The organism is Hoeflea sp. YIM 152468 (assembly GCF_029210485.1).
In the GTDB taxonomy this organism is placed as follows: Bacteria; Pseudomonadota; Alphaproteobacteria; order Rhizobiales; family Rhizobiaceae; genus Hoeflea.
The window spans coordinates 17,779-42,175 of record NZ_JARGET010000032.1 but is presented as its reverse complement, the minus strand read 5'-3'; the positions used below and the strand labels follow the sequence as shown (position 1 = coordinate 42,175).

Annotated in this window: 25 protein-coding genes; 9 read left to right on the top strand and 16 right to left on the bottom strand. The window is 60.9% G+C overall.

Annotation, left to right across the window (positions count from 1 at the left end; genetic code table 11):
* On the bottom strand, window positions 1-2,862 hold a 2,862-nt coding region (locus PZ897_RS17495), incomplete at its 3' end, for a peptidoglycan-binding protein (protein WP_275753869.1).
* Window positions 2,863-3,283: 421 nt separating this feature from the next.
* Between PZ897_RS17495 and PZ897_RS17490 the strand changes: the two genes are divergently transcribed.
* A complete protein-coding gene (locus PZ897_RS17490) occupies window positions 3,284-3,775 on the top strand; it encodes a hypothetical protein (RefSeq protein WP_275753866.1) in 492 nt (163 codons plus the stop codon).
* A gap of 43 nt (window positions 3,776-3,818) precedes the next feature.
* Here the strand turns inward: PZ897_RS17490 and PZ897_RS17485 are convergent, their stop codons facing one another.
* The 6 genes from PZ897_RS17485 to PZ897_RS17460 form a co-directional block, all read right to left on the bottom strand.
* Complete coding sequence (locus PZ897_RS17485) at window positions 3,819-4,172, bottom strand: AzlD domain-containing protein (protein ID WP_275753864.1); 354 nt, start codon at window positions 4,170-4,172, stop codon at window positions 3,819-3,821.
* Entirely contained in the window at window positions 4,169-4,897 is a 729-nt protein-coding gene (locus tag PZ897_RS17480; protein ID WP_275753862.1) for an AzlC family ABC transporter permease, read from the bottom strand. Before PZ897_RS17480 ends, PZ897_RS17485 begins: the two co-directional genes overlap by 4 nt.
* Window positions 4,898-5,015: 118 nt before the next feature.
* A complete protein-coding gene (locus PZ897_RS17475; RefSeq protein ID WP_275753860.1) occupies window positions 5,016-5,675 on the bottom strand; it encodes a DUF1236 domain-containing protein in 660 nt (219 codons plus the stop codon).
* 324 nt (window positions 5,676-5,999) lie between these two features.
* On the bottom strand, window positions 6,000-8,546 hold the full coding sequence (gene clpA / locus PZ897_RS17470; RefSeq protein ID WP_275753858.1) for an ATP-dependent Clp protease ATP-binding subunit ClpA: 2,547 nt from the start codon (window positions 8,544-8,546) through the stop codon (window positions 6,000-6,002).
* Between the two features lie 10 nt (window positions 8,547-8,556).
* Window positions 8,557-8,904, bottom strand: a complete 348-nt coding sequence (gene clpS / locus PZ897_RS17465) for an ATP-dependent Clp protease adapter ClpS (RefSeq protein WP_275753881.1) — start codon at window positions 8,902-8,904, stop codon at window positions 8,557-8,559.
* 231 nt (window positions 8,905-9,135) lie between these two features.
* Window positions 9,136-9,465, bottom strand: coding sequence for a phasin family protein (locus PZ897_RS17460; protein ID WP_275753856.1), 330 nt, complete (start codon window positions 9,463-9,465; stop codon window positions 9,136-9,138).
* A gap of 369 nt (window positions 9,466-9,834) precedes the next feature.
* Between PZ897_RS17460 and PZ897_RS17455 the strand changes: the two genes are divergently transcribed.
* Window positions 9,835-11,139 (top strand): D-alanyl-D-alanine carboxypeptidase, encoded by a 1,305-nt coding sequence (locus tag PZ897_RS17455; RefSeq protein ID WP_275753879.1) that lies wholly within the window; start codon window positions 9,835-9,837, stop codon window positions 11,137-11,139.
* Between the two features lie 81 nt (window positions 11,140-11,220).
* Here the strand turns inward: PZ897_RS17455 and PZ897_RS17450 are convergent, their stop codons facing one another.
* Window positions 11,221-11,337: a hypothetical protein gene (locus PZ897_RS17450; protein ID WP_244577966.1), complete on the bottom strand. Its 117-nt coding sequence runs from the start codon at window positions 11,335-11,337 to the stop codon at window positions 11,221-11,223.
* Here PZ897_RS17450 and PZ897_RS17445 point away from each other — a divergent pair.
* Window positions 11,293-11,496 carry a hypothetical protein gene (locus PZ897_RS17445; RefSeq protein ID WP_275753876.1) on the top strand — a complete coding sequence of 68 codons (204 nt, stop codon included), beginning with the start codon at window positions 11,293-11,295 and terminating at the stop codon, window positions 11,494-11,496. The genes PZ897_RS17450 and PZ897_RS17445 overlap by 45 nt on opposite strands.
* Window positions 11,497-11,912: 416 nt before the next feature.
* Here the strand turns inward: PZ897_RS17445 and PZ897_RS17440 are convergent, their stop codons facing one another.
* From PZ897_RS17440 to PZ897_RS17430, 3 genes are all read right to left on the bottom strand, one after another.
* The gene (locus PZ897_RS17440) at window positions 11,913-12,686 is read right to left on the bottom strand and encodes a VWA domain-containing protein (protein WP_275753854.1); all 774 of its coding nucleotides are present in this window, start codon (window positions 12,684-12,686) and stop codon (window positions 11,913-11,915) included.
* Window positions 12,687-12,788: 102 nt separating this feature from the next.
* Window positions 12,789-13,226, bottom strand: a complete 438-nt coding sequence (locus PZ897_RS17435; RefSeq protein WP_275753852.1) for a DUF1489 family protein — start codon at window positions 13,224-13,226, stop codon at window positions 12,789-12,791.
* 102 nt (window positions 13,227-13,328) lie between these two features.
* Window positions 13,329-14,729, bottom strand: a complete 1,401-nt coding sequence (locus tag PZ897_RS17430; protein WP_275753850.1) for an L-serine ammonia-lyase — start codon at window positions 14,727-14,729, stop codon at window positions 13,329-13,331.
* A 589-nt stretch (window positions 14,730-15,318) separates the two neighbouring features.
* On the opposite strand from PZ897_RS17430, the gene PZ897_RS17425 reads away from it, so the two are divergent.
* The 5 genes from PZ897_RS17425 to PZ897_RS17405 all read left to right on the top strand — a co-directional run bounded on the left by PZ897_RS17425 (window position 15,319) and on the right by PZ897_RS17405 (window position 18,879).
* The gene (locus PZ897_RS17425) at window positions 15,319-16,011 is read left to right on the top strand and encodes a DUF599 family protein (RefSeq protein WP_275753848.1); all 693 of its coding nucleotides are present in this window, start codon (window positions 15,319-15,321) and stop codon (window positions 16,009-16,011) included.
* 44 nt (window positions 16,012-16,055) lie between these two features.
* Entirely contained in the window at window positions 16,056-16,331 is a 276-nt protein-coding gene (locus tag PZ897_RS17420; RefSeq protein WP_275753846.1) for a DUF3253 domain-containing protein, read from the top strand.
* Window positions 16,332-17,252: a DMT family transporter gene (locus PZ897_RS17415; protein WP_275753844.1), complete on the top strand. Its 921-nt coding sequence runs from the start codon at window positions 16,332-16,334 to the stop codon at window positions 17,250-17,252.
* Between the two features lie 121 nt (window positions 17,253-17,373).
* Window positions 17,374-18,378 carry a heparan-alpha-glucosaminide N-acetyltransferase gene (locus PZ897_RS17410; RefSeq protein ID WP_275753842.1) on the top strand — a complete coding sequence of 335 codons (1,005 nt, stop codon included), beginning with the start codon at window positions 17,374-17,376 and terminating at the stop codon, window positions 18,376-18,378.
* 36 nt (window positions 18,379-18,414) lie between these two features.
* On the top strand, window positions 18,415-18,879 hold the full coding sequence (locus tag PZ897_RS17405) for an isoprenylcysteine carboxylmethyltransferase family protein (RefSeq protein ID WP_275753840.1): 465 nt from the start codon (window positions 18,415-18,417) through the stop codon (window positions 18,877-18,879).
* 77 nt (window positions 18,880-18,956) lie between these two features.
* On the opposite strand, the gene PZ897_RS17400 is transcribed toward PZ897_RS17405, so the two are convergent.
* A complete protein-coding gene (locus PZ897_RS17400) occupies window positions 18,957-19,343 on the bottom strand; it encodes a MerR family DNA-binding transcriptional regulator (protein WP_275753838.1) in 387 nt (128 codons plus the stop codon).
* Between the two features lie 160 nt (window positions 19,344-19,503).
* A complete protein-coding gene (gene mgtE, locus PZ897_RS17395) occupies window positions 19,504-20,877 on the bottom strand; it encodes a magnesium transporter (protein WP_275753874.1) in 1,374 nt (457 codons plus the stop codon).
* A 545-nt stretch (window positions 20,878-21,422) separates the two neighbouring features.
* Between mgtE and PZ897_RS17390 the strand changes: the two genes are divergently transcribed.
* Window positions 21,423-21,710, top strand: coding sequence for a hypothetical protein (locus PZ897_RS17390; protein ID WP_275753837.1), 288 nt, complete (start codon window positions 21,423-21,425; stop codon window positions 21,708-21,710).
* A gap of 209 nt (window positions 21,711-21,919) precedes the next feature.
* Here PZ897_RS17390 and PZ897_RS17385 read toward each other — a convergent pair whose 3' ends face one another.
* Genes PZ897_RS17385 through PZ897_RS17375 form a run of 3 tightly spaced genes read right to left on the bottom strand, consistent with a single transcriptional unit; the run spans window position 21,920 to window position 24,393 of the window.
* Window positions 21,920-23,119, bottom strand: a complete 1,200-nt coding sequence (locus PZ897_RS17385) for a Xaa-Pro peptidase family protein (protein ID WP_275753835.1) — start codon at window positions 23,117-23,119, stop codon at window positions 21,920-21,922.
* Window positions 23,120-23,134: 15 nt separating this feature from the next.
* A complete protein-coding gene (locus PZ897_RS17380; protein WP_275753833.1) occupies window positions 23,135-23,548 on the bottom strand; it encodes a cupin domain-containing protein in 414 nt (137 codons plus the stop codon).
* A complete protein-coding gene (locus tag PZ897_RS17375) occupies window positions 23,545-24,393 on the bottom strand; it encodes a phosphoenolpyruvate hydrolase family protein (RefSeq protein ID WP_275753831.1) in 849 nt (282 codons plus the stop codon). Before PZ897_RS17375 ends, PZ897_RS17380 begins: the two co-directional genes overlap by 4 nt.
* Window positions 24,394-24,397: the final 4 nt, after the last annotated feature.

Genomic DNA, 24,397 nt, shown 5'->3' with positions numbered 1-24,397 from the left:
CTTGTGTGGAGAGCCGATTTTCAGATGCGACTGCGCCTTCTTGTGTGGAGAGCCGATTTTCAGATGCGACTGCGCCTTCTTGTGCGGTGACCCGACCTTCAGATGCGACTGCGCCTTCTTGTGCGGAGAGCCGATCTTCAGATGCGATTGCGCCTTCTTGTGCGGAGAGCCGATCTTCAGATGCGACTGCGCCTTCTTGTGCGGCGACCCGATTTTCAGATGCGATTGCACCTTCTTGTGCGGAGAGCCGATTTTCAGATGCGATTGCACCTTCTTGTGCGGCGAGCCGATCTTCAGATGCGACTGCACCTTCTTGTGCGGTGAACCGATCTTCAGATGCGACTGCGCCTTCTTGTGCGGAGAGCCGATCTTCAGATGCGACTGCGCCTTCTTGTGCGGTGAGCCGATCTTCAGGTGCGACTGTGCCTTCTTGTGCGGTGAGCCGATCTTCAGATGCGACTGCACCTTCTTGTGCGGAGAGCCGATTTTCAGATGCGACTGTGCCTTCTTGTGCGGTGAGCCGGCTTTCAGGTGCGAGTTCCACTTCGAATGCACCGGATCGGGGTCTCGTGTTCCCACATCGTGGCAGTCAAAATCGTTGGTTTCATCGAGATCGCCGGCGATACCGACATGGTCGGGATAGAGCAGCGACGCGGTCGCAAGGTCGATTTCGCCAGTGACGTCGAGACCGTTGTCGGACTGGAACTGGGACAGCGCATTCGCGGTTCTGCCACCCATGATGCCGTCAATCGGGCCTGCATCGTAGCCGAGCAGTGCCAGGGCTATCTGGACTGCGCGGATATCGAAGCCACCGGCCTCGTTGTAAAGCCATTGGATGCCGACGCAGTTGGTCAGGATGTCGGAATTGTAGCCCGACGGGATCGCCAGCGACAGGACGAACTGTGTACTCAGGCCGGCCCCGAGCTCGAGGCCCGGATTGACGCAGTGAATGCCGGTATCGAAATCGAAGCAGGACCATCCGTCGCCGTCCGCGCCGACCAGCGGCACCGTCAACGGCTGGACCACATCCCACAGATAAAGCGGGCCGGTGAAGGCGGCAGGACCGTTGTTGGTGAGCTTGATGGTGAAATCGCACTGGGTCCCTGGCAGGCATTCCACAGCACCGCTCTTGTCGATATCGAGGTCATAGCCTGTCGGCTGCGGCACTGCGCCCGGTCCGGCATCGCCGGCCCTGTAGACCTCGACATCGCCAATTTTGGTCGCGTCGTTTTTCAGCGATTCAATAAACAGCGGAGCACCCGACTCGTCGATATTGGCATCGAGATCAATCAGGTAAGACGCCAAAACCGCGTCCGCGGGATAAGGCGTGCCGTCATCGGGATAGGCTGCGGTTGCACCGGCCGGCAGCAAGTCGTCGATTGCCTCAAAGGGTGTCCCCTGCAGACCATGCACCTCATCGGTATCCGTTTGTTGCCCGGTTGCGGGATCGACACAGGGGCCTTGTGACGAACACAGCGAGTCGCCTGAAATCCAGACAGAGCCAAGCGGGCGCGCGGCGTCGATGGCACCTGCCTGATCGTATCCGTAGCCGAAATCGACGCCGCCTGCGGCATTGGCCCGGATGAAGGGCTGGCCGAGCGTCCGGCGATCGTTGAAACCGACATCATAGCGCCCGTCTGGCGTCCACAGGCCGGTATCGCTCTCGAAATAGCGCAGAACCCGCGCCGCATGCGGTGCCGCAAACGGCTCCGGTTGGTCAAGGCCAAGATTGCGCACACTGCCGCGTTCGGCGATCAGCAGCACCCCTTCTGGCGAAATGGCAAGGTCAGGCACGGCCCGCGCGGTCGTGTCGCCGCCGCCCAGAGCAGGCAGGATGATCTCGCGGCGGACGTCGGCGGCGTTGAAGCCGCCATCTGCGCCAAATCCGATCGACCAGACGCTGTTGTTTGCATCGTCGCCCGCCGTTTCCCAGCCGGCGGCACCGAGGCCGTCAGCGCCGGAGACCGAGTAATAGAGCCGGGTGTCAGCCGTGACCGGATCCGTGTGGAGCGCCAGGCCCCAGACCCGGCGGCGGAAATCGGCATAGTTCCAGCAGCTTGGTGTCGAGGTGAAATCTGAACCGGCCCCGGAATTATCCGCACAGTCGTCGAACTGAGCCTGTGACGCGGGATCGAAGGCGATGGCTGCGAGTTCCACGATCGCACCGGTCGCCGCCTCGGTAAAGTTGATGCGGCCGTCGACGCCATGGTCGAAACGGTCAATCTCGGTTCCGTCAAGTGTCAGGCGGTGGATCATACCGGTCTCGAGGTCGGAGACGAACACTTGGCCGGAGCTGCGGTCGAATGCAACATTGCCGAGTCCCGCGCCGGTGTTCTGGCGTCCGTCGAGCGTGATGATGGTCAACAGTTCCGGTGCGTAGCCGTTCTGGGCGTCAAGCCTGTAAAGCCCCCCCGGTCCGCCCTCGCCCCACTGGCCGGGAAGCCAGCCGGAGCCGTCGTCGAAGCGGTGCAGCCCGTAGGCCGAACTGGCCGTGAGGTAGACATTTGGCGCCGTCGCGTCGTCAAGCGCGATGCCGAAAACCTGACCGATCTCGGCGGCCGTCACCGCCAGGTGCTGCGGCTCATTGGACCAGTGACGGCCGTCTGCAGCAAAGCCCGGATTGCGAAGGTCGACCGCACTGGCGACAACGCCATCCTCGTTGATCAGCGGCAAACGCGTGCCGTCGCCGAGCGTAATCTCGATGGTGCCGGAAAAGCGGGTCGAGATCGCCTCTCCCGGGGAAAGCGCTTCCTGCGCCAGCGACGGCGCCACCAGCGCCGATGTTGCAAATATGGCTGCGGACGCCAGACCAAGCCGCTTGCGCTGGCTGCCCCTTGCCGGGATTTTGGCTGTCGGGATCATCGGTATTCCTCCCCTTTTGCGGAGTTGCGCCCCGCCAGGCCACGCCGATGCCAGTGAACGCAGGGCGGCGAGCCAATAAAACATCTTTGGTATTGCCTGAGGCGTAAACACAACAGTACTTCCGCTGTCTTGTCTACATCTACTTAGAATTAACGGGATTTAATCCGCCACGCTCTATTTTGCCCGACCTCACCTCATTGCAAATGACGCTGGGGAAGGTATGAAATTGTACATGAACGGCGCATGAATAGGCGATTCAAGTCCCGTTCCGATGCGCGCCGCGCGCGATCAGCACGAGCCATTCTGGTGGCGTTGTGGTCCGGATCTGAACCGGCGCTCGAGCCTGGCAAAGATGGGCCTGCCTTGTTTTTGCGGCATTGTCGGCGCAGGAGCCGGTACCAGCTCATTTTGCGAGGTTTTCATGCAAACCGCCTTCATCATCATGTCGATCCTCGGCTGCGACGACACCGCCACCCAGTGCCATTTCGTCGAGATGCTGGACGAGCGCTGGGTTTCGATTCAGGCGTGCGATGCAGGGTCGGAAGCGCGGCTGAGACGCTATTCCAATCTCAACTATCCGGTGGTGGTGGCTGTCTGCCAGACCCCCGACGACGCCGGCCTTGCCGACGTGGGCGACGAACCTGCGGAAGACGCCGTTGTGTCCATCCAGCCGGACCAGGCCAAGGCGTCCGAGGAGATGCCGCTGCCGAAGGCCGACATCCCTGTGGCAGCGCCGGACACCGCTGCAGGCGAGACTCTGGCCATGGAGCAGCATCCGGGCATGACCAGCCGCGTGTTCACCCTGGTCAGGGAGGCCTTGCCGGAGGCTGTGAGCCTGAAGGCGCTGGTCAGCAAGCCCGCGCATGTGGTCACTGACAGCTATTCCTGGGTGGCGCAGCGGTTCGAAAAATAGGCCCGTCTGGTTGAAATCGCTTCACCGCCGCGCCCGATGCGGCTCAGCCGAGCAGGAACTGACCGCCAACCAGCAGCCCGACAGCCACCACGATGCCGATCCAGATGCGCTTGCCGCCAGCCAGGAAGGCGGCAAAGCCCGCGGACGCGGCAAACAGGCGCAAGGACAGCGGGACATTGTTCAACTCTCCAGTCGGGTACAGGATGAGCTTGGCGATCACGGCTGCCAGCAGCGCGGTTGCGACAGCGCGCACCCAGGTCAGCGCTGCCGAATCCTGTTTCAGACGATTGCCGACCAGCACTCCGATCCAGCGCCAGATATCGGTGGCGAGCCAGCCGGCGATGGCGATGAAGACGTAAGGCCACCACCAGGTGTCAAATGCCGCATAGCCGATCATGTCCCGGTCCTGCCTTTCCACGCCCGGTCGGCGGCAAAAGCCAGCGTTCCACCGACGATTCCGGCATAGAGAATGTCGAGTTCGGGCGCCAGCTGATGAAACACCGGTCCCAGCGCCAGCCCGAAGATCATGGCGATGTGCCCGGCCCGCTCGCGCGTCGACGCCCAGATGGAAGTGAGGAAATAGACCGGGGTGAGGAAAAACAAGGCGCCAGCCACCATGGCCGGCAGATTGGCGACGGTGGAATAGATCACCGCCACAAGCACGATGTTGGCAGAGGTGACGGTGATGCCGAAGCCTGCGAAGAACGCCACCCGATGCACGCGCGGGACGTCGCGGATGCGCTCCATGGTGAAGACGTAGGCGGTGATGGCAATGAAATGCGACAGCAGCAGCAGCAGCCAGGTCGGCGTCCGGGAGGTGCGGATTTCCGGAATCAGCGCCGCCACCATCGGCATCAGCCGAATCGAGGACAGCGACACCGTGAGGAAGGCGGCAGGCAGCGAGGCGCCAGCCAGGATTGATCCGACCAGCAAGACCTTGCCCGGCAATGCCCAGATCATTCCGGTCATGAACACGGTCTCACCCAGGGGAATGCCTGCCTCGACGGCGAAGCCGCAGAAGCCGACAAAGGCGCTCATCAGGATGATCGCCGGCAGCGAGGCGATGCCGCGCGCTCCCTTGAAAAACCAATAGATGCCAGATGGTTCGGGTTCAGGACTCATACTGCCCTGTTAAAGCCAATCGGGATGAATTGAAAGCGCGCGCAACGGCAAAGCATCCCGCCGCAAAACGCCCCCGGAGGACAAACCCCGGAGGCGCAACGCAAAGCGATCTTTTCGCTTAGCGGTAGACGTGGACGATCTGACGTGTGCCCGCATCAACCAGCACCGGCTGTCCGTTGATGTAGACATACCGGTACTCGTAATCGGGCACCGGGCGCAGCTCGACGGTGTCGGGAATGCCTGCGCCAATGACAACTTCACCGTCGAGATAAACCGGGTCGATGCGGTTTTCCATGACATAGGTCTTGACGGTTGGCGGCGGTGACACAGCCGTGCCGACAGCGGCGCCGGCAACACCGCCGATGGCTGCACCGACAGGACCGCCGATCAAGGCCCCGGCGATAACGCCGCCGGCAATACCGACCGTCGCGTTGGTCGACGTCTGATCGTTTTCGAGCACCGGGATCTGCGCCGTCTGCGGCGCCTTCGAGATAACCGCCTGCTGACCGGAGAAGTCGGTGGAAAGATAATCGGAGTAGGACCAGCCGGTGGTGCCGTTGTAGGTGACCTGGCACCATTTGCTGCCTTCGATACAGCCATTGACGGTGGCGGTGTCTGAGCCGGCGATGGCACCGACCACCTGATGTTGCGGTCCAGGACCGCTGCGGATGTTGAGATCCGTGGTGGCTGTGGCAGTGAAACCGGCAAGGGCTGCGGTGCTCGACAGCAGGGCGGCGCACAGACCAGCGGCGGTGATGTTCGCAATCGCGTGTCGCATGGGAAATCTCCTTTGGGTTCATGAGCTGGGCCGATTGACTGATCTGCCCGGCGTTCATGGTCGTACAATTGCGATGCGACCCGTTTCGTTCCCATCCCAATCGGGGTGATTTCGCGACCATTTGACGGCCAAACCTTGGTTGTCGCCGAGGTCATGGACATCACCACATCACCACATCACCACATCACCACATCACCACGCTGATCGGAATCAGGCCGGCCCGGATCGCCGTGACTGGAGGGTGTGGCGCAGCAGCAAAAATCCCGGCCCTGCTGCTGGCAGGACCGGGATCTGTCATTTTGCAATCGCAGGTGCGTGAAGCTGCTATTTCTTGCGCGGTACCTTGGGAACAGCGCTGGAAGGCTTCTTCGGCGCGGGCTTTTCCGCGACATCGGCCTTTGCCTCAGCCGGAGAAGGAGCTTCCGGCTCAGGCTTCTTCCCGGCATTCGCCGGGCCTTTGCCGGCGGGCGGCTTGCGCGTTGTCGTGGTTGCCGAGGTCTTGGTCTTTGCCTTGGCTGGCGCGCGCTTCTTTGCCGGCAGCTTCTCCTTCTTCGGCTTGACCGGCACTTCCGCCGGTATCGCCTCAAGGATCAATCCGCGGGTGCCATCGGCCTTGTCGCCGACGGTGACCTTGACCGTGCCACCATGCTTGAGCTTGCCGAACAGCAGTTCATTGGCGAGCTCCTTCTTGATGTTTTCCTGGATCACCCGGCCCAGCGGCCGCGCCCCCATGCGCTCGTCATAGCCTTTCTCGGCAAGCCAGGCGATGGCGTCTTCGCCGAGGTCGAAGGTCACGTTGCGCTCAGCCAATTGCGCTTCGAGTTGCATGACGAATTTCTGCACCACCATGTGAATGACGTTCACAGGCAGCGAGCCAAACGGGACGATGGCGTCGAGCCGGTTGCGGAACTCCGGCGTGAACAGCCGGTTGATCGCCTCCATATCGTCGCCTTCGCGCTTGGAGGAGCCAAAGCCGATGGCAGCCTTGGCCGCGTCGGAGGCGCCCGCATTGGTGGTCATGATCAGGATCACGTTGCGGAAATCGATCTTCTTGCCATTGTGATCGGTGAGCGAGCCGTGATCCATCACCTGCAACAGGATGTTGAACAGGTCAGGATGCGCCTTCTCGATCTCGTCAAGCAGCAGCACACAATAGGGATGCTGGTCGACGCCGTCGGTCAGAAGTCCGCCCTGGTCAAAACCGACATAGCCCGGCGGCGCTCCGATCAGACGCGAGACCGTGTGACGCTCCATATATTCGGACATGTCAAAGCGCAGCAGTTCGACGCCCAGCGAGGCTGCAAGCTGCTTGGCCACTTCGGTCTTGCCGACGCCGGTGGGTCCGGAGAACAGGTAAGAGCCGATGGGCTTGTCGGGTTCGCGCAAACCGGCGCGCGCCAGGCGGATTGCCGCGGTCAGCGCATCGATGGCGAGGTCCTGACCGTACACCACCGAGCGGAGTTCCTTGTCGAGATTGGCCAGCACCGCCTGGTCGTCCTTCGACACCGTCTTGGCCGGTATACGCGCCATGGTGGCGATTGTGGTCTCGATCTCGGCTTCGGTCAGTGTTTTCTTGCGGCTTTTTTCCGGCAGCAGCATCTGCGCGGCGCCGGTTTCATCGATGACGTCAATGGCCTTGTCGGGCAGTTTGCGGTCGGTGATGTAGCGTGCCGACAGTTCGACCGCAGCCTTAATCGCTGCTTCGGTGTAGGCCACCCGGTGATAGTCCTCGAAATAGGGCTTGAGGCCCTTGAGAATCTCGATTGCATCGGGAATTGTCGGCTCGGCGACATCGATCTTCTGGAACCGGCGCACCAGCGCCCGGTCCTTTTCAAAGAACTGGCGGTATTCCTTGTAAGTGGTCGACCCGATGCAGCGGATGGCGCCGGACGACAAAGCCGGCTTGAGCAGGTTGGACGCGTCCATGGCCCCGCCGGAGGTGGCGCCAGCGCCGATGACGGTGTGAATCTCGTCGATGAACAGAACCGCGCCGGGCAGATCCTCAAGTTCCTTGACCACCTGCTTGAGCCGTTCCTCGAAGTCGCCGCGATAGCGTGTTCCCGCCAGCAGCGAGCCCATGTCGAGCGAATAGATCACTGCATCCAGCAGCACGTCAGGCACGTCGCCCTCAACGATACGCTTGGCCAGGCCTTCGGCAATGGCGGTCTTGCCGACGCCGGGATCGCCGACATAGAGCGGGTTATTCTTCGACCGGCGGCAGAGGATCTGGATGGTGCGATTGACCTCCTCGATACGGCCGATCAGCGGGTCGATCTTGCCGGTCTTGGCCTTGTCATTGAGATTGACGCAATAGGCCGACAGGGCATCCTGGCCCTTCTTCTTGGCGGAGTCCTCGCCAGACGCATCCGGCTTGATGGAATCGGACTCGGGCTCGTCGGAACCACGCACCGGGCGTGTCTCCTCCGACCCCGGACGCTTGGCAATGCCGTGAGAGATGAAATTGACCGCATCGTAACGGGTCATTTCCTGCTCCTGCAGAAAATAGGCGGCATGGCTCTCGCGCTCAGCAAAGATTGCAACCAGCACATTGGCGCCGGTGACCTCTTCCCGGCCCGACGATTGAACGTGGATGACCGCACGCTGAATGACGCGCTGGAAACCTGATGTCGGCTTGGAATCTTCGTCATAGCCGGTGATCAGGTTGCCGAGCTCCTTGTCGACATAATCGCTGACGGTACGGCGCAACTGGTCGATGTCGACATTGCACGCGCCCATCACCGCCGCAGCGTCGGGATCTTCCATCAACGCCAGCAAGAGATGCTCAAGCGTCGCATATTCGTGATGCCGCTCATTGGCGTAAGTCAGCGCCTGATGGATCGCCTTTTCGAGACTGTTTGAAAAACTTGGCAATTTCAGGTCCTCATTTCTTTTCCATCACGCATTGCAGCGGATGATGATTTTCGCGTGCAAAATCCATAACCTGCGTCACTTTGGTCTCGGCCACCTCGTAGGTGAACACCCCGCATTCGCCGACCCCGTGATTGTGCACATGCAGCATGATCCGAGTGGCCTGCTCACGGTCCTTCTGAAAAAAACGTTCAAGCACATGAATGACAAATTCCATCGGGGTGTAATCGTCATTGAGCAACAGAACCCGGTACATGCTGGGCTTTTTCACCTGCGGCTTTGTACGGGTGATGACCGAAGTGCCCCGATCGGGATTTCCGCCACTGCTTTTCTTGTCCGCTTGCAAGCGTATCCGAGTCATGCTGTCGTTCACGTCGGCCATTTCCTGTCATGTAGAGCCGGTGCACCCAAAACGAAGCACCACGCATTGCCCCTAACTTAATCGTTCCTGCGGCAATTTTAAGCCCCCATGAGCACAGAGGAAAGAGATTTCGCGCACCAGGCGGAATCAAAAAAACCCGGCCGCATGGAGATGCGACCGGGTTTGCTCAATTTCGCTCATCCGCCACACCGGGCAGAAGGCCAGAATTGATCAGGCAGAGACCTTGGCTGCGGCCTTTTCGAAAGGCTTGTAAGCTTCCTTGGCCATGTCGGCGTAAAGTTCGCTCATCTTGGTGGCCTGGGCAACAAAGGTTTCGTAGGCATTCTTGGCATAGTCGGTCTGAATTTCGATGGCCTTGTCGAGGCTCTTGGCCGAAGTCAGCTTTTCGACAACGGCGGTGCTGTCTTCATAGGACTTCCGGGAGTAGTCGGTCGCCTCAGCGGCGATCTGCTGGAAACCCTTGGTCATCGACGAAACCGTGGTCAGCATGCTGTCCATGGCTTCCTTGCTCATTTTCGAAGTGCTGTCAAAGTTGATCATTTCACAAATTCCTGTCGTTGGGGGATGCTGATCGCCGAAATTTATATGCGGCGCACCATTCTGTCAAGAATTTTGTGCATCGCACCATATTCGTTAACCACATCACTTACAAAGCCGGAAATGGCACAGACTCGCCTCGAAAACGCACAGGGCCTGCGAAAGGAATGGTTCATCATAAACGGATTGGTAACGACGCCCGATTAATATCCGTCGCAATGACTGATCAGGAGGGCGTCAGTCAGAAACCCTTCCTTTCCGCCTGTTCATGAGTGAGTTATCGTGTACCAGCGTAAAACCAGACTATGTGCCCAGCTTGCAGTTCTACCCTCTATCGCGCTCCGCTTGCTTGCTTTTATCGGCCTCGCCTTGATGTTGGGAAGTGCGCCCGCTGCTGCCAATTCGAAATATGCAGGCATCGTTGTCGATGCCAAAACCGGCAAGACGCTTTACGCCCATGATGCGGATGAATTGCGCTATCCGGCCTCCCTGACCAAGATGATGACGTTGTATCTGACGTTTGAAGCGCTCGAACGCGGCAAGATCAACCTCAACACCCGGGTCAAATTCTCGGCCAATGCCGCCAAGGAGCCACCGACCAAGCTTGGCATCGGCGCCGGGAAAACGATCACCATCGAACAAGGCATCTACGCGCTGGTGACCAAGTCGGCCAATGATGCGTCCACGGCGATGGCCGAACATCTGGGAGGCTCGGAATCCAAGTTTGCCGCCATGATGACCGCAAAGGCCCGCGCGCTCGGCATGTCGCGCACCACCTTCCGCAATGCCCACGGGCTGCCGAATTCGGCGCAGGTCACCACCGCCCGCGATATGGCGACGCTGGGGATTGCACTGCGCGAACACTTTCCGCGTCAGTACAAGTATTTCTCGACCCGCTCGTTCACCTTCGGCAAAAGCCGCTTCGGCAACCACAACCGCTTGCTCGGCGCCGTGCGCGGCGTCGACGGGATCAAGACCGGCTACACCCGCGCCTCCGGTTTCAACCTCGTCTCATCGGTTGTCGACCGCGACCGCTCGATCGTTGCCGTGGTGATGGGGGGACGCACCGGCGCCAGCCGCAACGAGCAGATGAAAGATCTGATCTCCCGCTATCTGCTCAAGGCCTCGACCCGCGGCCGTGGCAATCTGGTCGCCCGCGGCGCACCTGCCAATGTCGCCGTGGCCGGACTGGAACTGCCCAAAATCGGACCGATCCCGTCAAACCGGCATCAGGGCAGTCAGCGCCTGGCGCTGGCCTATGCCACCCCGACACCCGAGCCGGTGGTCGGGCGCGCGGCACTGGTCAACTCGTTGAACGCCCAGAAAATCGCCATTCCGACCCCTGCCCCGGCCCTGGTTCCGCCGATGCCGGTGGAAACCGCCTCCGTGGATACGGTCGATCCGGTCACCACCGCTTCGACCTCGGCCACCACCGGCTGGATGATCCAGATCGGCGCCATGCCGGACCGGAACGCGGCAATAGAGCTACTGACCCGGGCTCAAGGCGACGGCGGCAGTGCGCTGTCGGGAACGGAGCCGTTCACCATGGCCTACGCCAAGAACAAGGAGCAACTCTACCGGGCCCGCTTCGGCGGATTTGACGGCCAGGCCGCGGCCACCAACGCCTGCAACTCACTCAAGAAGAAGGGCTATGCCTGTTGGGCAACAGCCAACTGAACCGCAGCGTTTGTTTCACGCTGCGGCCGGAGCGTCCCGTTCCGGCAGATCCACGTTTTTTGTACCGCGTATTCGGGGAATTCAGTCATGTCGACTCAAGAGAACAGCTTTGGCTTCGTTGATCCGGCCAGCAAGAAACGCCGAGCCACCCGCATCGGGATGCATCCGCTTCATGAGGCGGCGATGCGCTTCGCGGATCTCGGCTTCACTCGCCCCCGCGCCAAGACCAAGGACCTCGTAGGCCTCCTTCTGTGTCATGGCGCCCGAGCCTGGAGAAGCTCCCAGTCCCGGGTCGTCATCCATGTCAAAGCCGGCACGCCAGTCGGGCGTGCGGCGGTCAAGATACGCCTCGAGTAAGCCGAGGCTTTCAGGATCGCCGGCAAGCTCGGCATGCAAGTGCATCAGATCCGCTTCGTCGAGCTGGTTGAGTTCGCTGCCTTCATGGCTGCCGGCCAGAACCAGGCCGTTCATGGCGCCGGTATCGAGATCGAGCTCCATTTCGAGTGCGGCGGAGCGCACATAGGACTGCCCGCCGGGTTGACGCGTGGCGCGCGCCGCACTGCGGGCGCGCGAAAACAACGCCAGCGCAAAGGCCAGCATGGGAAGGCCAATCGCGCCACGGCCGATGATGACCATCACGCCACCGATGCCAGCCAACGCCACCGGCAGACCATAGCGAAGGGTACTGGCCAGCGCCGCCGGCTTGACGCTGAGCACGCCAGCCAGAGCTGCCAGCAGCAGCAGAAACCCGCCCAAAAAAACCGCTATCGCACTCATGGACGTTTGCTTCCTGCACTGCCGGGCCGTCCCGGCTTCATTTGTTCGAGCAACAGCCGTCCGGCTGGCCCACCTGATTTTTCCAGAGCAAGCCGTCCGCCCGTGGCATAGGCCGCCACGGCGCGAAGCAAGGCCGCCAGCTCGGAAGCGGCATTCTGATCAAACCGGACATAGGCGCCGCCGGTCACCCGGGCAATTTCCCGAAACCCCGTGGCGGCGGCCGGATCATGGCCCTCATGGAACATGAAACAGGGAACCTTGCGCAGCGCCAGTTCGCCGGCGGTCGTGGCCAGCTGGTCAATGTTCTCTTCCATCGCATCGCCAATATAGACCAGAGCGCTCACCGGTTTGTTTTGGGCTTCTTCGGCGACGTGGCGCAATACCCGCCCGATCTGGGTCTGGCCGCCGCGACAATCGATCCGCGTCATCAGATCGGCCAATTGCCGCGCATCCTTGACCCAACGCGACGCCCGGCATTCTCCAAGCCCACGGAAATAGACAAGCTGCACCGCAAGCCCGCCGGTCTTTCCCACAGCATCAAACATCTCTGCCTGAAGTTGGCAGGCGCTGTCCCAGGTTGGTTGCCGGCTCATGGTGGCGTCCAGCGCAAAGACCAGGCGACCGGATCCTGCAGCCCCTGGCACAACGGCCTTGGCCGCAGACAGGAACTCGGCGATCTCGGACCACGAGGACACGGGCATGGCATCAGGCGCCGCGACCTTGCCGCGCTTCGATATTGCCCTGTCAGATCCTGTTTTGTCTTTCGCCATCGCTTCAAATATCAATTCACGGGTTGCTGCTGATTTTACAAATGTGGCGCTTTGTACAGCAAACACAAGTGCGTGCGACGAGACGACCGCGTGTCGCCGGCGTTAAAGCAGCCCAAGGCCTGCCAGCTCCCGCCTGAGATCGGCAGGCAGATCATCGAAGTCGGCGCCCGATGCCGCCAGATCCGGAGGTGCATCCTCGGCGGCAAGATAGCGCCAACCCTGAAACGGACGGCGCGGCGCCCAGGAGGTTTCATGCAGCACCGGCTCGAGCACCAGTTTGCAGCGCGATATTCCGTCCACATCGACAAAGGGGCGGATATCGAGGAACCGCTGCCGTGCCTGAATGTTGCCCTTGATCACCCAGTACAGCGATCCGCCGTCGAGCAGTTCGGCCATCCGCTTGGGCACCATCCGGGTGGTGTGAAACTGCTCGGAGGCCTGACCGGCTGCCGTCATCATGGCCAGGCGGCGCTCCACGGAGAGCCGCTGGTCTTCAACGCTTTCGGCGCCGACGCACAATTTGAGGAGATGTAGAGCCATGCCCCGATACTTCGGGCGCAGCCGGCCCGGGGTCAAGTCGATGGCGCAGGAAAGACCGGCTCGTCCACAGTCTGGGCCCCTATCTGGAGCAGAGTTGGCGGCTCAGCACTCGACCACATTGACTGCCAATCCGCCGGTGGAGGTTTCCTTGTAGCGCTCGTTCATGTCGAGACCTGTCTGCCGCATCGTCTCGATGCAGGCGTCGAGCGGCACGAAATGGGTCCCGTCGCCCTTCATCGCCAGCGATGCAGCAGTGACGGCCTTGACCGCGCCCAGCGCGTTGCGTTCGATACAGGGCACCTGAACCAGCCCACCGACCGGATCGCAGGTCATGCCGAGATGATGCTCCAGCGCGATTTCGGCTGCATTTTCAATTTGTTCCGGTGTTCCGCCCATCACCGCAGCCAGGCCCGCCGCCGACATCGCCGCGGCAGAGCCCACCTCACCCTGGCAGCCGACTTCGGCGCCGGAAATGGAGGCATTGTGCTTGATGATGCCGCCAATCGCGGCGGCGGTCAGCAGGTACTCCCGGACAGCATGCTGGTCAGCACCGTCGTGAAACTGCAGCACATACCGGATGGTGGCCGGAATCACGCCGGCCGCGCCATTTGTCGGCGCGGTGACGACGCGGCCGCCAGAAGCGTTCTCCTCGTTGACCGCCATGGCGTAGACGCTGAGCCAGTCATTGGCGAGCAGCGGATTACGCCGGTTCTGCCGCCATTCATCCTGCAGCTTGTCATGCAGGATGCGGGCCCGGCGCTTGACCTTGAGACCGCCCGGCATGACGCCTTCGCCCGCCAGTCCGCGGTCGATGCAACCGCTCATGGCGGCCCAGATAAGGTCCAGACCGGCATCGAGGTCTTCGCCGGGCATGTGGCTTTCCTCATTGGCCCGTTTCATCTGCGCGATGGACAGCCCGGACTTCGCCGCCATCTCGAGCATCTGCCTGGCGTTGCCAAACGGATAGGGCACGGACTTGTCGACCGTCGCCTTGGTCTGGCTCTTCATGGCTTCAAGTTCCGTGTCGGTGACAACGAACCCGCCGCCGACAGAGTAATAGATCCGCCGCAGCAGCAGTGCCCCGTCGCGGTTGAAGGCGGAAAACATCATGCCGTTTGCATGACCAGGCAAAGGCACTTTCTTATCGAAGACCAGATCTTTGCCGGGATCGAAATTGTAGGTGGGATGGCCGGGCGGGCTGATTTGGCGGCTTTTCTCGACCGCCTCGATAATCGCCTCCATGCGGTCCGGATCCACCTGGTCGGGCCGTTCGCCGGTGAGGCCAAGCACTACCGCCCTGCCCGTTCCGTGGCCGACCCCGGTGAACGCCAGCGAGCCATGCAGGCTGACCTTGATCTGGTCGACCGTTGCTCCGGCCGGCCGCGGCCAGTCCGAACCGGCCATCTCGTCAAGAAAGCGCACGGCGGCCGACATCGGCCCCATGGTATGCGAGCTCGACGGCCCGACGCCGATCTTGAAAACATCAAAAACAGATAGGAACATGGAACGCGGTCTCTCCGGTGGCTGCCGCCACATTACATGCGCGACCGGGCCGGGACCGTCAATGCACCGACGTCCGATGCCGCTGGAACGATAGCCAGGCAGGTGCGGCGGGTGGACACAAAAAAGCAGCGCCGACCGGATTGGTCAGGCGCTGCCTTGTTCAGTTCAATCGTGTCGCTCAGAAGCCGCCGAAAAGGTAGGCCAGTGCGAGAATTCCAGAAAAACCAATCACGGCGCGGGCGGTGATGCCCCAACATGATTTTTGTGCGGTCTCTTCCATGATCACTCCGGTAAAAAACAGTCAATCAGGCTGCGTTTCCCCTTGGGGCTCGCTCAGCACAGGAACGGGGGGTTTAACCAAATGGCAATCTTTTCGCAACTGCAAAAAATGGCAATACAGTGGCGAAGCACTCATGGCTGTCGAGGCGTTTTTGCATAGCTTCTCACATAATCAATGACTTGCCGAAAAGGGGATCGGTTTCAGTCTGGCGACTGCCGCTCAATTCCGCCACACAGATGAAGAATTGGTTGCGTTCGAGTGCGCCACAGAGGCTTTGCTTCCGGCGCCGCTTCATGCCAAAACCCGAACATGACACATCTTGATTATCTGGCGATAGCCTGGTTCGCCCTGTCCTGGTTTAGCTTTTCGCTGGCGTCCAACAATCACCTGCCGATCAAGCGCGCGAGCCTGACCACCGCCATGAACCAGCACCGCATGCGCTGGATGCAGGTGGCAGCCCGGCGCGACTTGCGCATGATTGATACGGCGATTCTTGCGGGGCTGCAGAATGGCACCGCATTCTTTGCCTCGACCACGATCTTTGCCATCGGCGGATGCTTCGCGCTGCTTGGTGCGACCGACAGGGTGCTGGCGATTGCTGACGACCTGCCGATTCCACTGGTTGCCGACCCTGCGGTGTTTGAGCTCAAGGTGTTCGGGCTGATTGCGATCTTCGCTTACGCGTTCTTCAAATTCGGCTGGTCCTACCGGCTGTTTAACTACACAACGATCCTGTTCGGGGCGATCCCGATGAAGGATGACCTGCGGAATGAACAGGAACTCAACGCCGCCGCCAACCGTGCCGCGTCGCTTAACACTCTTGCCGGGCGACATTTCAACGCTGGGCTGAGGGCCATCTTTCTTTCGATCGGCTATCTCGGCTGGTTCGTCGACCCGGTTGTGCTGATGGGCTCGACCACGCTGGTGATCCTGGTGCTGATCCGCCGCCAATTCTTCTCCAAGGCGCGTGCCGCAATCCTCAAGGACACCCCGATCCATTGACCCCGTCTCCTTCACACCAATTCGCATCCGCACCCGGAACAGCTTTGCTGCGCACCGTCATTCTTGAGCTGCTTGCCGCGCGTGCGCCCGGCAAAAGCATCAGCCCCTCGGAAGCGGCCCGGACGCTTGCCGGGTCCGATGAACGGCAATGGAGCCGGCTGATGAAGCCGTTGCGGGCTGTCGCGGTGGAGATGGCCAAGGCCGGCGAACTTGAAATGCGGCGCAAGAACAAGGTGGTTGATGCGTCCAGCTTTCGCGGAGTCTACCGCCTGGCGCTTCCCGCCAGCGCGCCGCCGGTTCCAGTTCCGGCTGACCGCTGAATGCACAGCACACTGCATCCGATCAGGACGCCGACGCCGCTTGACCTGAGCCTGATGGTCCTGACCGCCCTGATCTGGGCGTCGGCCTTCATTGCCATTCGCATTGCAGTGTCTGAAACAGGTCCGGTCTGGCTGGCCGCGAGCCGTGTCGGCATGGGATTTCTGGTGTTGCTGCCTTATGCCCTGTGGCGCGGCATGGTGTGGCCCGACAGCCGCAGGCAATGGTTGCTCATTGTCGGCATGGCCTTGCTGAATGTGGTGGTGCCCTTCGTTCTGATTGCCTGGGCCGGACTGACCATCGGCGCGGGTGAATTGTCGCTGCTGATGGGAGCGGGACCCTTCCTGGCGTTGCTCGGCAGTCATGTCATGACCGATGATGACCGCTTGTCGGCGCGCAAGCTGCTGTCGGTGCTGCTCGGTTTCAGCGGAATTCTGGTGCTGGTCGGACCGAGTATCCTTGCTGGCCTGCTGGCAGGCCCGCTGCCTGCGATGCTGGCAGCACTTGGCGCCTCGGTTTGCTATGTCACGGCAGGCCTTCTGGTCAGGCGGATCACCCTGCCGCCGGTCCGTCTGGCCTGCCTGGCGCTGGCCATTGGCACGGCGGCACTGGTTCCGCTGGCGCTGATTGTCGAAGACATGCCAGAAACCGGACTGTCGCTGCCGGTGCTGGGATCGCTGATCTATCTGGGCGTGTTTCCGACCGGCCTTGCCTATATCTTGCGGTTCTCACTGATCCGCGCCATCGGCTATTCGCGATTTTCCCTGTCGATCAACCTGGTCCCGGTGTTCGGGGTGGCGCTGGGCGTGATTGTTCTGGGCGAAGCCTTGTCGCTCTCCTTGATCCTTGCTCTGGCGCTGGTGCTCAGCGGGCTCCTGGTCTCGGGCGGCGGCAGGAAATCCATCGGTAGGCAATCGGCCTGAGCGTCGGAAATTGCGTCTGCCTGCCGTTGCAGGATGCAAGCTGCCATGGTTTTGCTACGGTCGTGCTTCAGTGGAGCTGTGAGTCGGGGATTGACCGGCATCTGAAAACGGAGAGAGCCGCTTGAGCGACAGCGCCGGGATGGAAGCGACAGCGCAAAAACCAGGACGGCGCATCGAGGTGCTGGACCTGGCACGTGGCCTGGCTCTGTTTGCCATGGCCAGCTACCACCTGTCCTGGGACAGCGAACTGTTCGGCTATCTCGATCGCGGCACCACCACCACAGGCCTGTTCAAGGCCTATGCCCGCTTGATCGCCGGCAGTTTCATTTTCGTCGCAGGCATCAGCCTGGTGCTTGCGAGCAGGAATGGGGTCAATCCGGTCGCCTTCCTCAAGCGCCTTGGACAAGTTGCCGGCGCCGCAGCGCTGATCAGTCTGGTGACCTATCTCGCGATGCCCGACAGCTTCATTTTCTTCGGCATCCTGCATGCGATTGCTGCCTTCAGCCTGATTGGCCTGCTGTTCCTGCGGTTGCCACCGCTGTTCATCCTGCTGGTAGGTGTGACATGTCTGATGCTGCCGGGATTTTATCGCAATGACCTGTTCAACGCTTACCATTTGTCCTGGATCGGCCTGTTCACGATTCCACCGCGGTCAAATGACCTCGTTCCGCTGATGCCGTGGCTCGGGCCCTTCCTGCTTGGCATGGGCGCTGCGCGACTGGCCTTGGCAAGCGGACTGAGCGAGCGGCTGGCGAATGTGGATACCGGGGATAACCCGGTTGCAGCCGCCATTCGATATTGCGGTCGTCACAGTCTGGCCTTTTATCTGGTCCATCAACCGGTGCTGCTGGCGCTGGTCTGGACCGCGTCGCAGATCGCTCCGCCCGCCGCCGTTGATCCGTTGCCCGGATTCATCGCGGAATGCGAGACCGGCTGCGGCAGCGACCACAGCGCGGCGTTCTGTCAACGGTTCTGCGTCTGCGTTACGGATGAACTGCTTTCCCGAGAGCTTTTCCAGGCTTTCGTGGCCGGCGAGATCATTCCGGAAACCGATCCGCGTATCCCGGCCATAGCCGACCAGTGCACACAGGTAGCGAAAGACCCAAAACCCCTTGCGAAACAATAAGCCTTGTCGCCACGTCGCAAAACAGGACACATGTTGATGAACGCCTATCGGGACAGACCCAATTTCATTCCGTGGCCGCCATTGCTGCTGGTGGGATCAACTCTGGTGGCAATTGTTCTCAACCTTTTCATCCCCACGGCGCTGGAGTTTACCGGCGCCCGGACTGTCGGTCTGGCGCTCATCGGGCTGGCACTTGGCATCGACCTGTGGGCGATCCGAACGCTGCATGAATCCCACACCGCAATCCTGCCGCACCGCGGTTCGAGCCATCTGGTGACGCATGGTCCATTCGGCTACAGCCGCAACCCGATCTATGCCGCGAACATGCTGCTGATGCTGGGGATGGGGTGCTTCTCGTCGAATGCCTGGCTGCTGATGCTGGCGCCGGTCGACGGCATCCTGACCCATTTCCTGGCCATCCGGCGCGAAGAAAACCACCTCATCGCCCGATTCGGCTATCATTTCGAAGCCTATTGCCGCAAAGTCCGGCGCTGGATCTGACGCCCGCCACGCGGGTGGCGGTTTACGCGGCGCCAAGCCGGCGTTTTATAAGCCTCCCCCTCACCGGCGCCAGGCACTCAGGTGTTGACGCCGATTTCGGCCAGCCGCGCCAGGCAGGATTCCTCGACATGGTCGAGCTCGACCAGCGTCTCTTCAATGTCCTTGCGCTTTTGACGCAAATCCTCGCGTTTTTCCTCGACCTTGCGCATCAGCAGCCGCAATTGCCCGGCCTCGCCGGGCGGATCCTTATAGACCTGGATGATCTCGCGAATTTCGGCGATGGTAAAACCGATGCGGCGTCCGCGCAGGATCTCGAGGATCAGCCGCCGGTCGGCGGAGCGGAACAGCCGAGTGCGGCCCCTGCGTTCAGGCTGGATCAGCCCTTCGTCCTCATAAAAACGCAAGGTTCGTGTCGAGATCCCGAACTCTCGGGTCAACTCGGTGATGGTGTAGTATTTATCCAATGGGGATCGATCCTGGAAACGCAGTGACAACTTACTTTTACGTATAAGTCAGAATCGACGATTTGACCACTGCGCGGCGGTTCAAATGCATTGCGCGTTCAAATGCGATGATGTGGACGACGACCGTCCTGCATCCCGTTGGGGGCGCGGCGCTCGCGGATCAGGCAAAGGACAACCACCATCCAGCCAGGCCGAGAAAGGCGAAGAATCCCACCACGTCGGTCACCGTTGTGACAAACACCGCGGACGCAATCGCCGGGTCGGCGCCGACCTTGTCGAGCAACAAGGGCAGAAGGATGCCTGCAAGCGCGGCGGCCAGCATGTTGACCACCATTGCCGCGGCGATGATGCCGCCAAGCCCCGGGCTCAAGAACCATGCACCGGCGACCAGGCCGATGATCAGGGCAAACAGGAAGCCGTTGATCAGGCCAACGGCAGCCTCACGCCTGATGATGCGTCCGGCATTGTAGATATCGAGATCGCGGGTGGCGAGCGCACGGACGGTAACGGTCATGGTCTGGGTTCCGGCATTGCCACCCATCGAGGCGACGATCGGCATCAGCACCGCCAGCGCCACCATCTGCGCGATTGTTGCGTCAAACAGGCTGATGACGGCTGACGCCAGAATGGCGGTCCCGAGATTGATCAGAAGCCAGCTGAACCGGGAGCGCACGGTCGACAAAATGCTGTCGGAGAGTTCTTCGTCACCGACACCGCCGAGCCGCTTGATATCTTCTTCGGCCTCTTCGTGGATTACATCGACCACGTCATCAATGGTCAATACGCCGACAAGCCTCTCGTTTTCGTCAATCACCGCGGCTGACAACAGGTCATACTGCTCAAACAATTGTGCAGCTTCCTCCTGGTCCATCTCGGCATTGATGCGATACCGCGTCTCGTCCATCACCTCCTCGATGCGAACCAGCCGCTTGGTGCGCAGGATCGTGTCAAGCGCAACCGCGCCGACCAGCTTGAAGGTCGGGTCAATGACAAAAATCTGGCTGAAACTTTCGGGCAGATCCTCCTCGTCACGCATGTAATCGATTGTTTGTCCCACCGTCCAGAATGGCGGCACAGCGACAAATTCGGTCTGCATCCGCCGACCGGCGGTATCCTCCGGATAATTCAGCGATCGGCGCAACCGTATCCGCTCGGTAAACGGCAGCGCGGCCAGAATTTCTCTCTGGTCGGCCTCGTCCAGATCCTCGAGAATGTAGACCGCGTCATCGGAATCCAGCTCGCCCAGAGCCTGGGCAATCCGGGTGTTGGGCAACGCCTCGACGATTTCAAGGCGTATGGCCTCATCAACCTCGGTCAGCGAGGCGAAATCGAAATCCTCGCCCAACAGAGACACCAGTGCCTGGCGCTGCTGCGAATTGAACGATTCGAGCAGGTCGCCCAGCTCGGATTCATGCAAGCCAACGACGTGCTCGCGCAGAAATTCCACATCGCGACCAGAAATCGCGGCGCCAACAGCGGTCAGGTAATCCTGCCGGATCGAGCCGTCCTCGCCATAAATCTCGTCATGATCCATCGCCTCCGTCGAAGGCGGCGGCGGAGTCAGATTGTCGTCGCGGTCAGCGGGATCGGTCATGACCTTGGCTCATGGATGGATTTGGGTCAGCCAGCAACAGCAAACCGGTTAAAAGGGTGGATGAAGGCCACACCATAGTTGGTTGGGCAGGTGCATGCCACTGCGAATCGCGGGCGCCTGCGGTCGCAGAATGCCTACCTAAATCAAGCCCGCTCCAAAGGACAAATGAATTTAACTGTGGAAACATCCGTGCTCACGCGGTCGATTGAATTGCTCCGGTCGGCACTGCATGCAAGGCTGCCTCTACCATGGTCTTGACAAGTCCGGTCGGCGCGTGCGGCAGCCCGCTGTCGCGCCAAACAGATGATCAGACCACAACTATTAACTGGTTCTTGCCCCGAATCTTGCCTCAAGCTTGCCGGGCGCGGAACCGAAATGGACATTTTATAGCGAATCATGATTTTATATTGCTTCATAAGTCTACAATTTAGTCTTGCAGAAGCGTGATCTGAGTTATTTCCCTACAATTTTGTCAGGAAAGCGATATGACAGCTTCTCATCGCCTCGCAAATCTCAAGAAAATCCATGCAGCCAAAGAGGCGGACATTATTCGCCTCGCATCCCATGAAAAAACGCCGACCCGCCAGAAACAGCTCATCTATGCGTGTCTGAACAATATGTGCCAGATTTCAGCGGTGCTCTACGGCGAACTGTCCAGCGAACCCGCCAATTACGAGTTGCTTGACGAAGCAGCTGAGCTGGACCGGGAACTGGTCAGGTTGCGCAGCTTTGTCGGAAGCCAAATCTCGTTGAGACTGGAAAGCGTTGCATAAGCGGCGATTGCCGGGTTTTGCGGGCACCGCGCATTTCTTTGGCCCGCAGAGATCAGAAAACTGAGCCGCCCCAGCCTCAACCGCGGCGACCACCAGCACCGGCTGGCTTGAAGCCCCCTCCCGCCGCGGCTCGCCTGCCGGCCGGCCTGTGCACCGTTGCGACGGGTCCGGAACCGCCCGGCCCTTGCACCGACCGGACAACCGGCCGTTCACCCCACATCCCTGACGATCCAGCCGCGGTCAGCGGCGCCGAACACCTCGTGGCCGTCTTTGGTCAGGATAACCGTGTCCTCAAGCTTGATATAGCCGCGCGTCGGGTGCTGCATCGTGGTTTCCACAGACAGCACCATGCCTGGCTGGAAGGGCGTGCCGGCATCGATGCCCTCATAGGCGACGGGATGATTGGTCATCAGGAATGGCGCCTCGTGACTGATCAGCCCCATGCCGTGGGCAAAGAAATCATTATGCGCCGAATTCGGGCCGCGTCTCAGCTCGGCTTCGCCGGCTGCGATCATCTCCGCGCCGGTTTTTCCCGGAGCGATTTCTCCGAAGGCAGCCTGCTGCACGGCTTCGACCTCGGCGAGGAGATCGGACAGTTCCGCGTCCGGTTCGCCAAGCACGCCCATGCGGCAGATATCGCCGATATAGCCGTGCAGATTGCCGCCGGAATCAATCGACATCACCTCGCCTCTCTTCCAGGTCTGGCTCGAGCCGGCGCGGTTGTGGCTGTTCCCCAGGGTGAGAAGGCAATACTCGAACGCCAGTTCCCGCCTGGTCTCCTCCTGACGCAACCGTTCGATGATCGCGAATTTTGAGGTGCCCTCGCCGGCGGCCTGAATTGTCGCCTGCATCGATGCGCTGATCCGTGCGGTTGCCTCGCGCAACAGGTCCAGTTCCGGCTTGGTCTTGATCATTCTGAGCCGCGTCAGCACCATGCTGGCGTCCGCGAAACGCGCCTGTGGCAGGGCGTCGGCGATGGCATCAAAACCGTCCTTGGGCATAAATCCCGGTTCAAAGCCGATCCGGCCGCTGGCGACGCCGCATTTCTGCAGATGGTCTGCTGCCGCCTGCATGGTGTCGACCGAGCCCCAGTGATCGGGCCTGAACTGAGGCACCCAGAACGGCATCACCGAGTGTTCATGCCCCTCCATCTTGTTGGCGAGATAGCAGGTCTTGCCGGACTCGCCGCGAATATAGACGAAGGCCGGCAAATACCGGCTTTGGCCGATGGCATCCATGGCGGAGAAGAAAATGAACTGATAGCCGCCAAGCAAATAGCGGACATTGTGCTTGGACGTCGCCACAATCGCATCGAGACCGGCGGCCTCCATGGACGCGTCGAGATCCTCGAAACGGTAAGGCAGGTCCTTGGCCGAGGCCGCGTGCAATGGCGGGTAATCATGCAGCATGGTTGGCTCCCTTGATCAGGCGTGTGGCGGGGGGACAAGACGGAAATCAGGAAGCTGGCGCAGCACCTCCTCCGGTCCCACGGGGCTGTAGACAACAAACAGCTTCATCGGCTGCTCGCCGGTGTTGAGCGTCGCGTGAAAACGGCTTTCGGGCACAAAGATGGTGCAGCCGGCGCGGACCTGTTCGGTGACCGGGTTGCCATCCTTGTCCTCGATCATCTGATCGCCGCTGCCTTCGAGCACATAGATGATCTCTTCGGCGCCGGGATGATTGTGGCGGGCATGACCGCGGCCGGGCGGAACATGAACCACTCCGGCCGAAAACCTGCCGGCTGCATTGACCGAGGGACCGCAGGTCAGGGTCAGGTGGCCCCAATCGAAGGCGAACCGGTCCACCGCTTCGGGATAGACGAAAAATGTCTCGCTCATGCTTGGTTTCCTTTCAGGTTTGGCAAGGTTTTGAAGGCTCGAATCTGGTCCCGGATCGCCGTTTCGGCGGGCAGACGCTCCGCCGAACTTGCCCCGTAGAACCCATGGCAGCCATTGCAGCGCGACAGAATGTAGGCGGCATCGTCGGGCATGGAGACAGGACCACCGTGACACAGCACGATAATGTCGTTGCGGATCGCGCGGGCTGCGGCGGCTATGGCGTCAATCCGGCCGACGCAGTCGTCGAGGCTTCTGGCGGAAGTCGCGCCAATGCTGCCGCCAGTGGTCACGCCCATATGTGCAACGATGATGTCGGCGCCGGCGCGGCACATGGCCTGGGCTTCCTGCGGAGTGAAGACATAAGGCGTGGTCAACAGATCCAGCGCGTGCGCGGCCGCGATCATGTCGACCTCGAGACCATAGCCCATGCCGGTTTCCTCGAAGCTCTGGCGCATGGCGCCGTCAAACAGGCCGATGGTGGGAAAATTCTGCACGCCGGAGAACCCCATGGTTTTGAGCTCGGCCAGGAACTGCGGCATCAGGATGAAAGGATCGGTGCCGTTGACGCCGGCCAGCACCGGCGTGCTGCGCACCACGGGCAGAACTTCCACTGCCATCTCCTTAACGATCTCGTTGGCGTTGCCATAGGCGAGAAGCCCTGCTGCGGAGCCGCGGCCAGCCATGCGGTAGCGACCGGAATTGTAGATGATGATCAGGTCAATTCCACCGGCTTCTTCCGCCTTGGCCGACAGTCCGGTGCCGGCGCCGCCGCCGATGATGGGTACACCTTCATCAACCATGGCGTTGAGACGACTGAGAATTTGCTTGCGTGGGATGGCAGGCATGGGG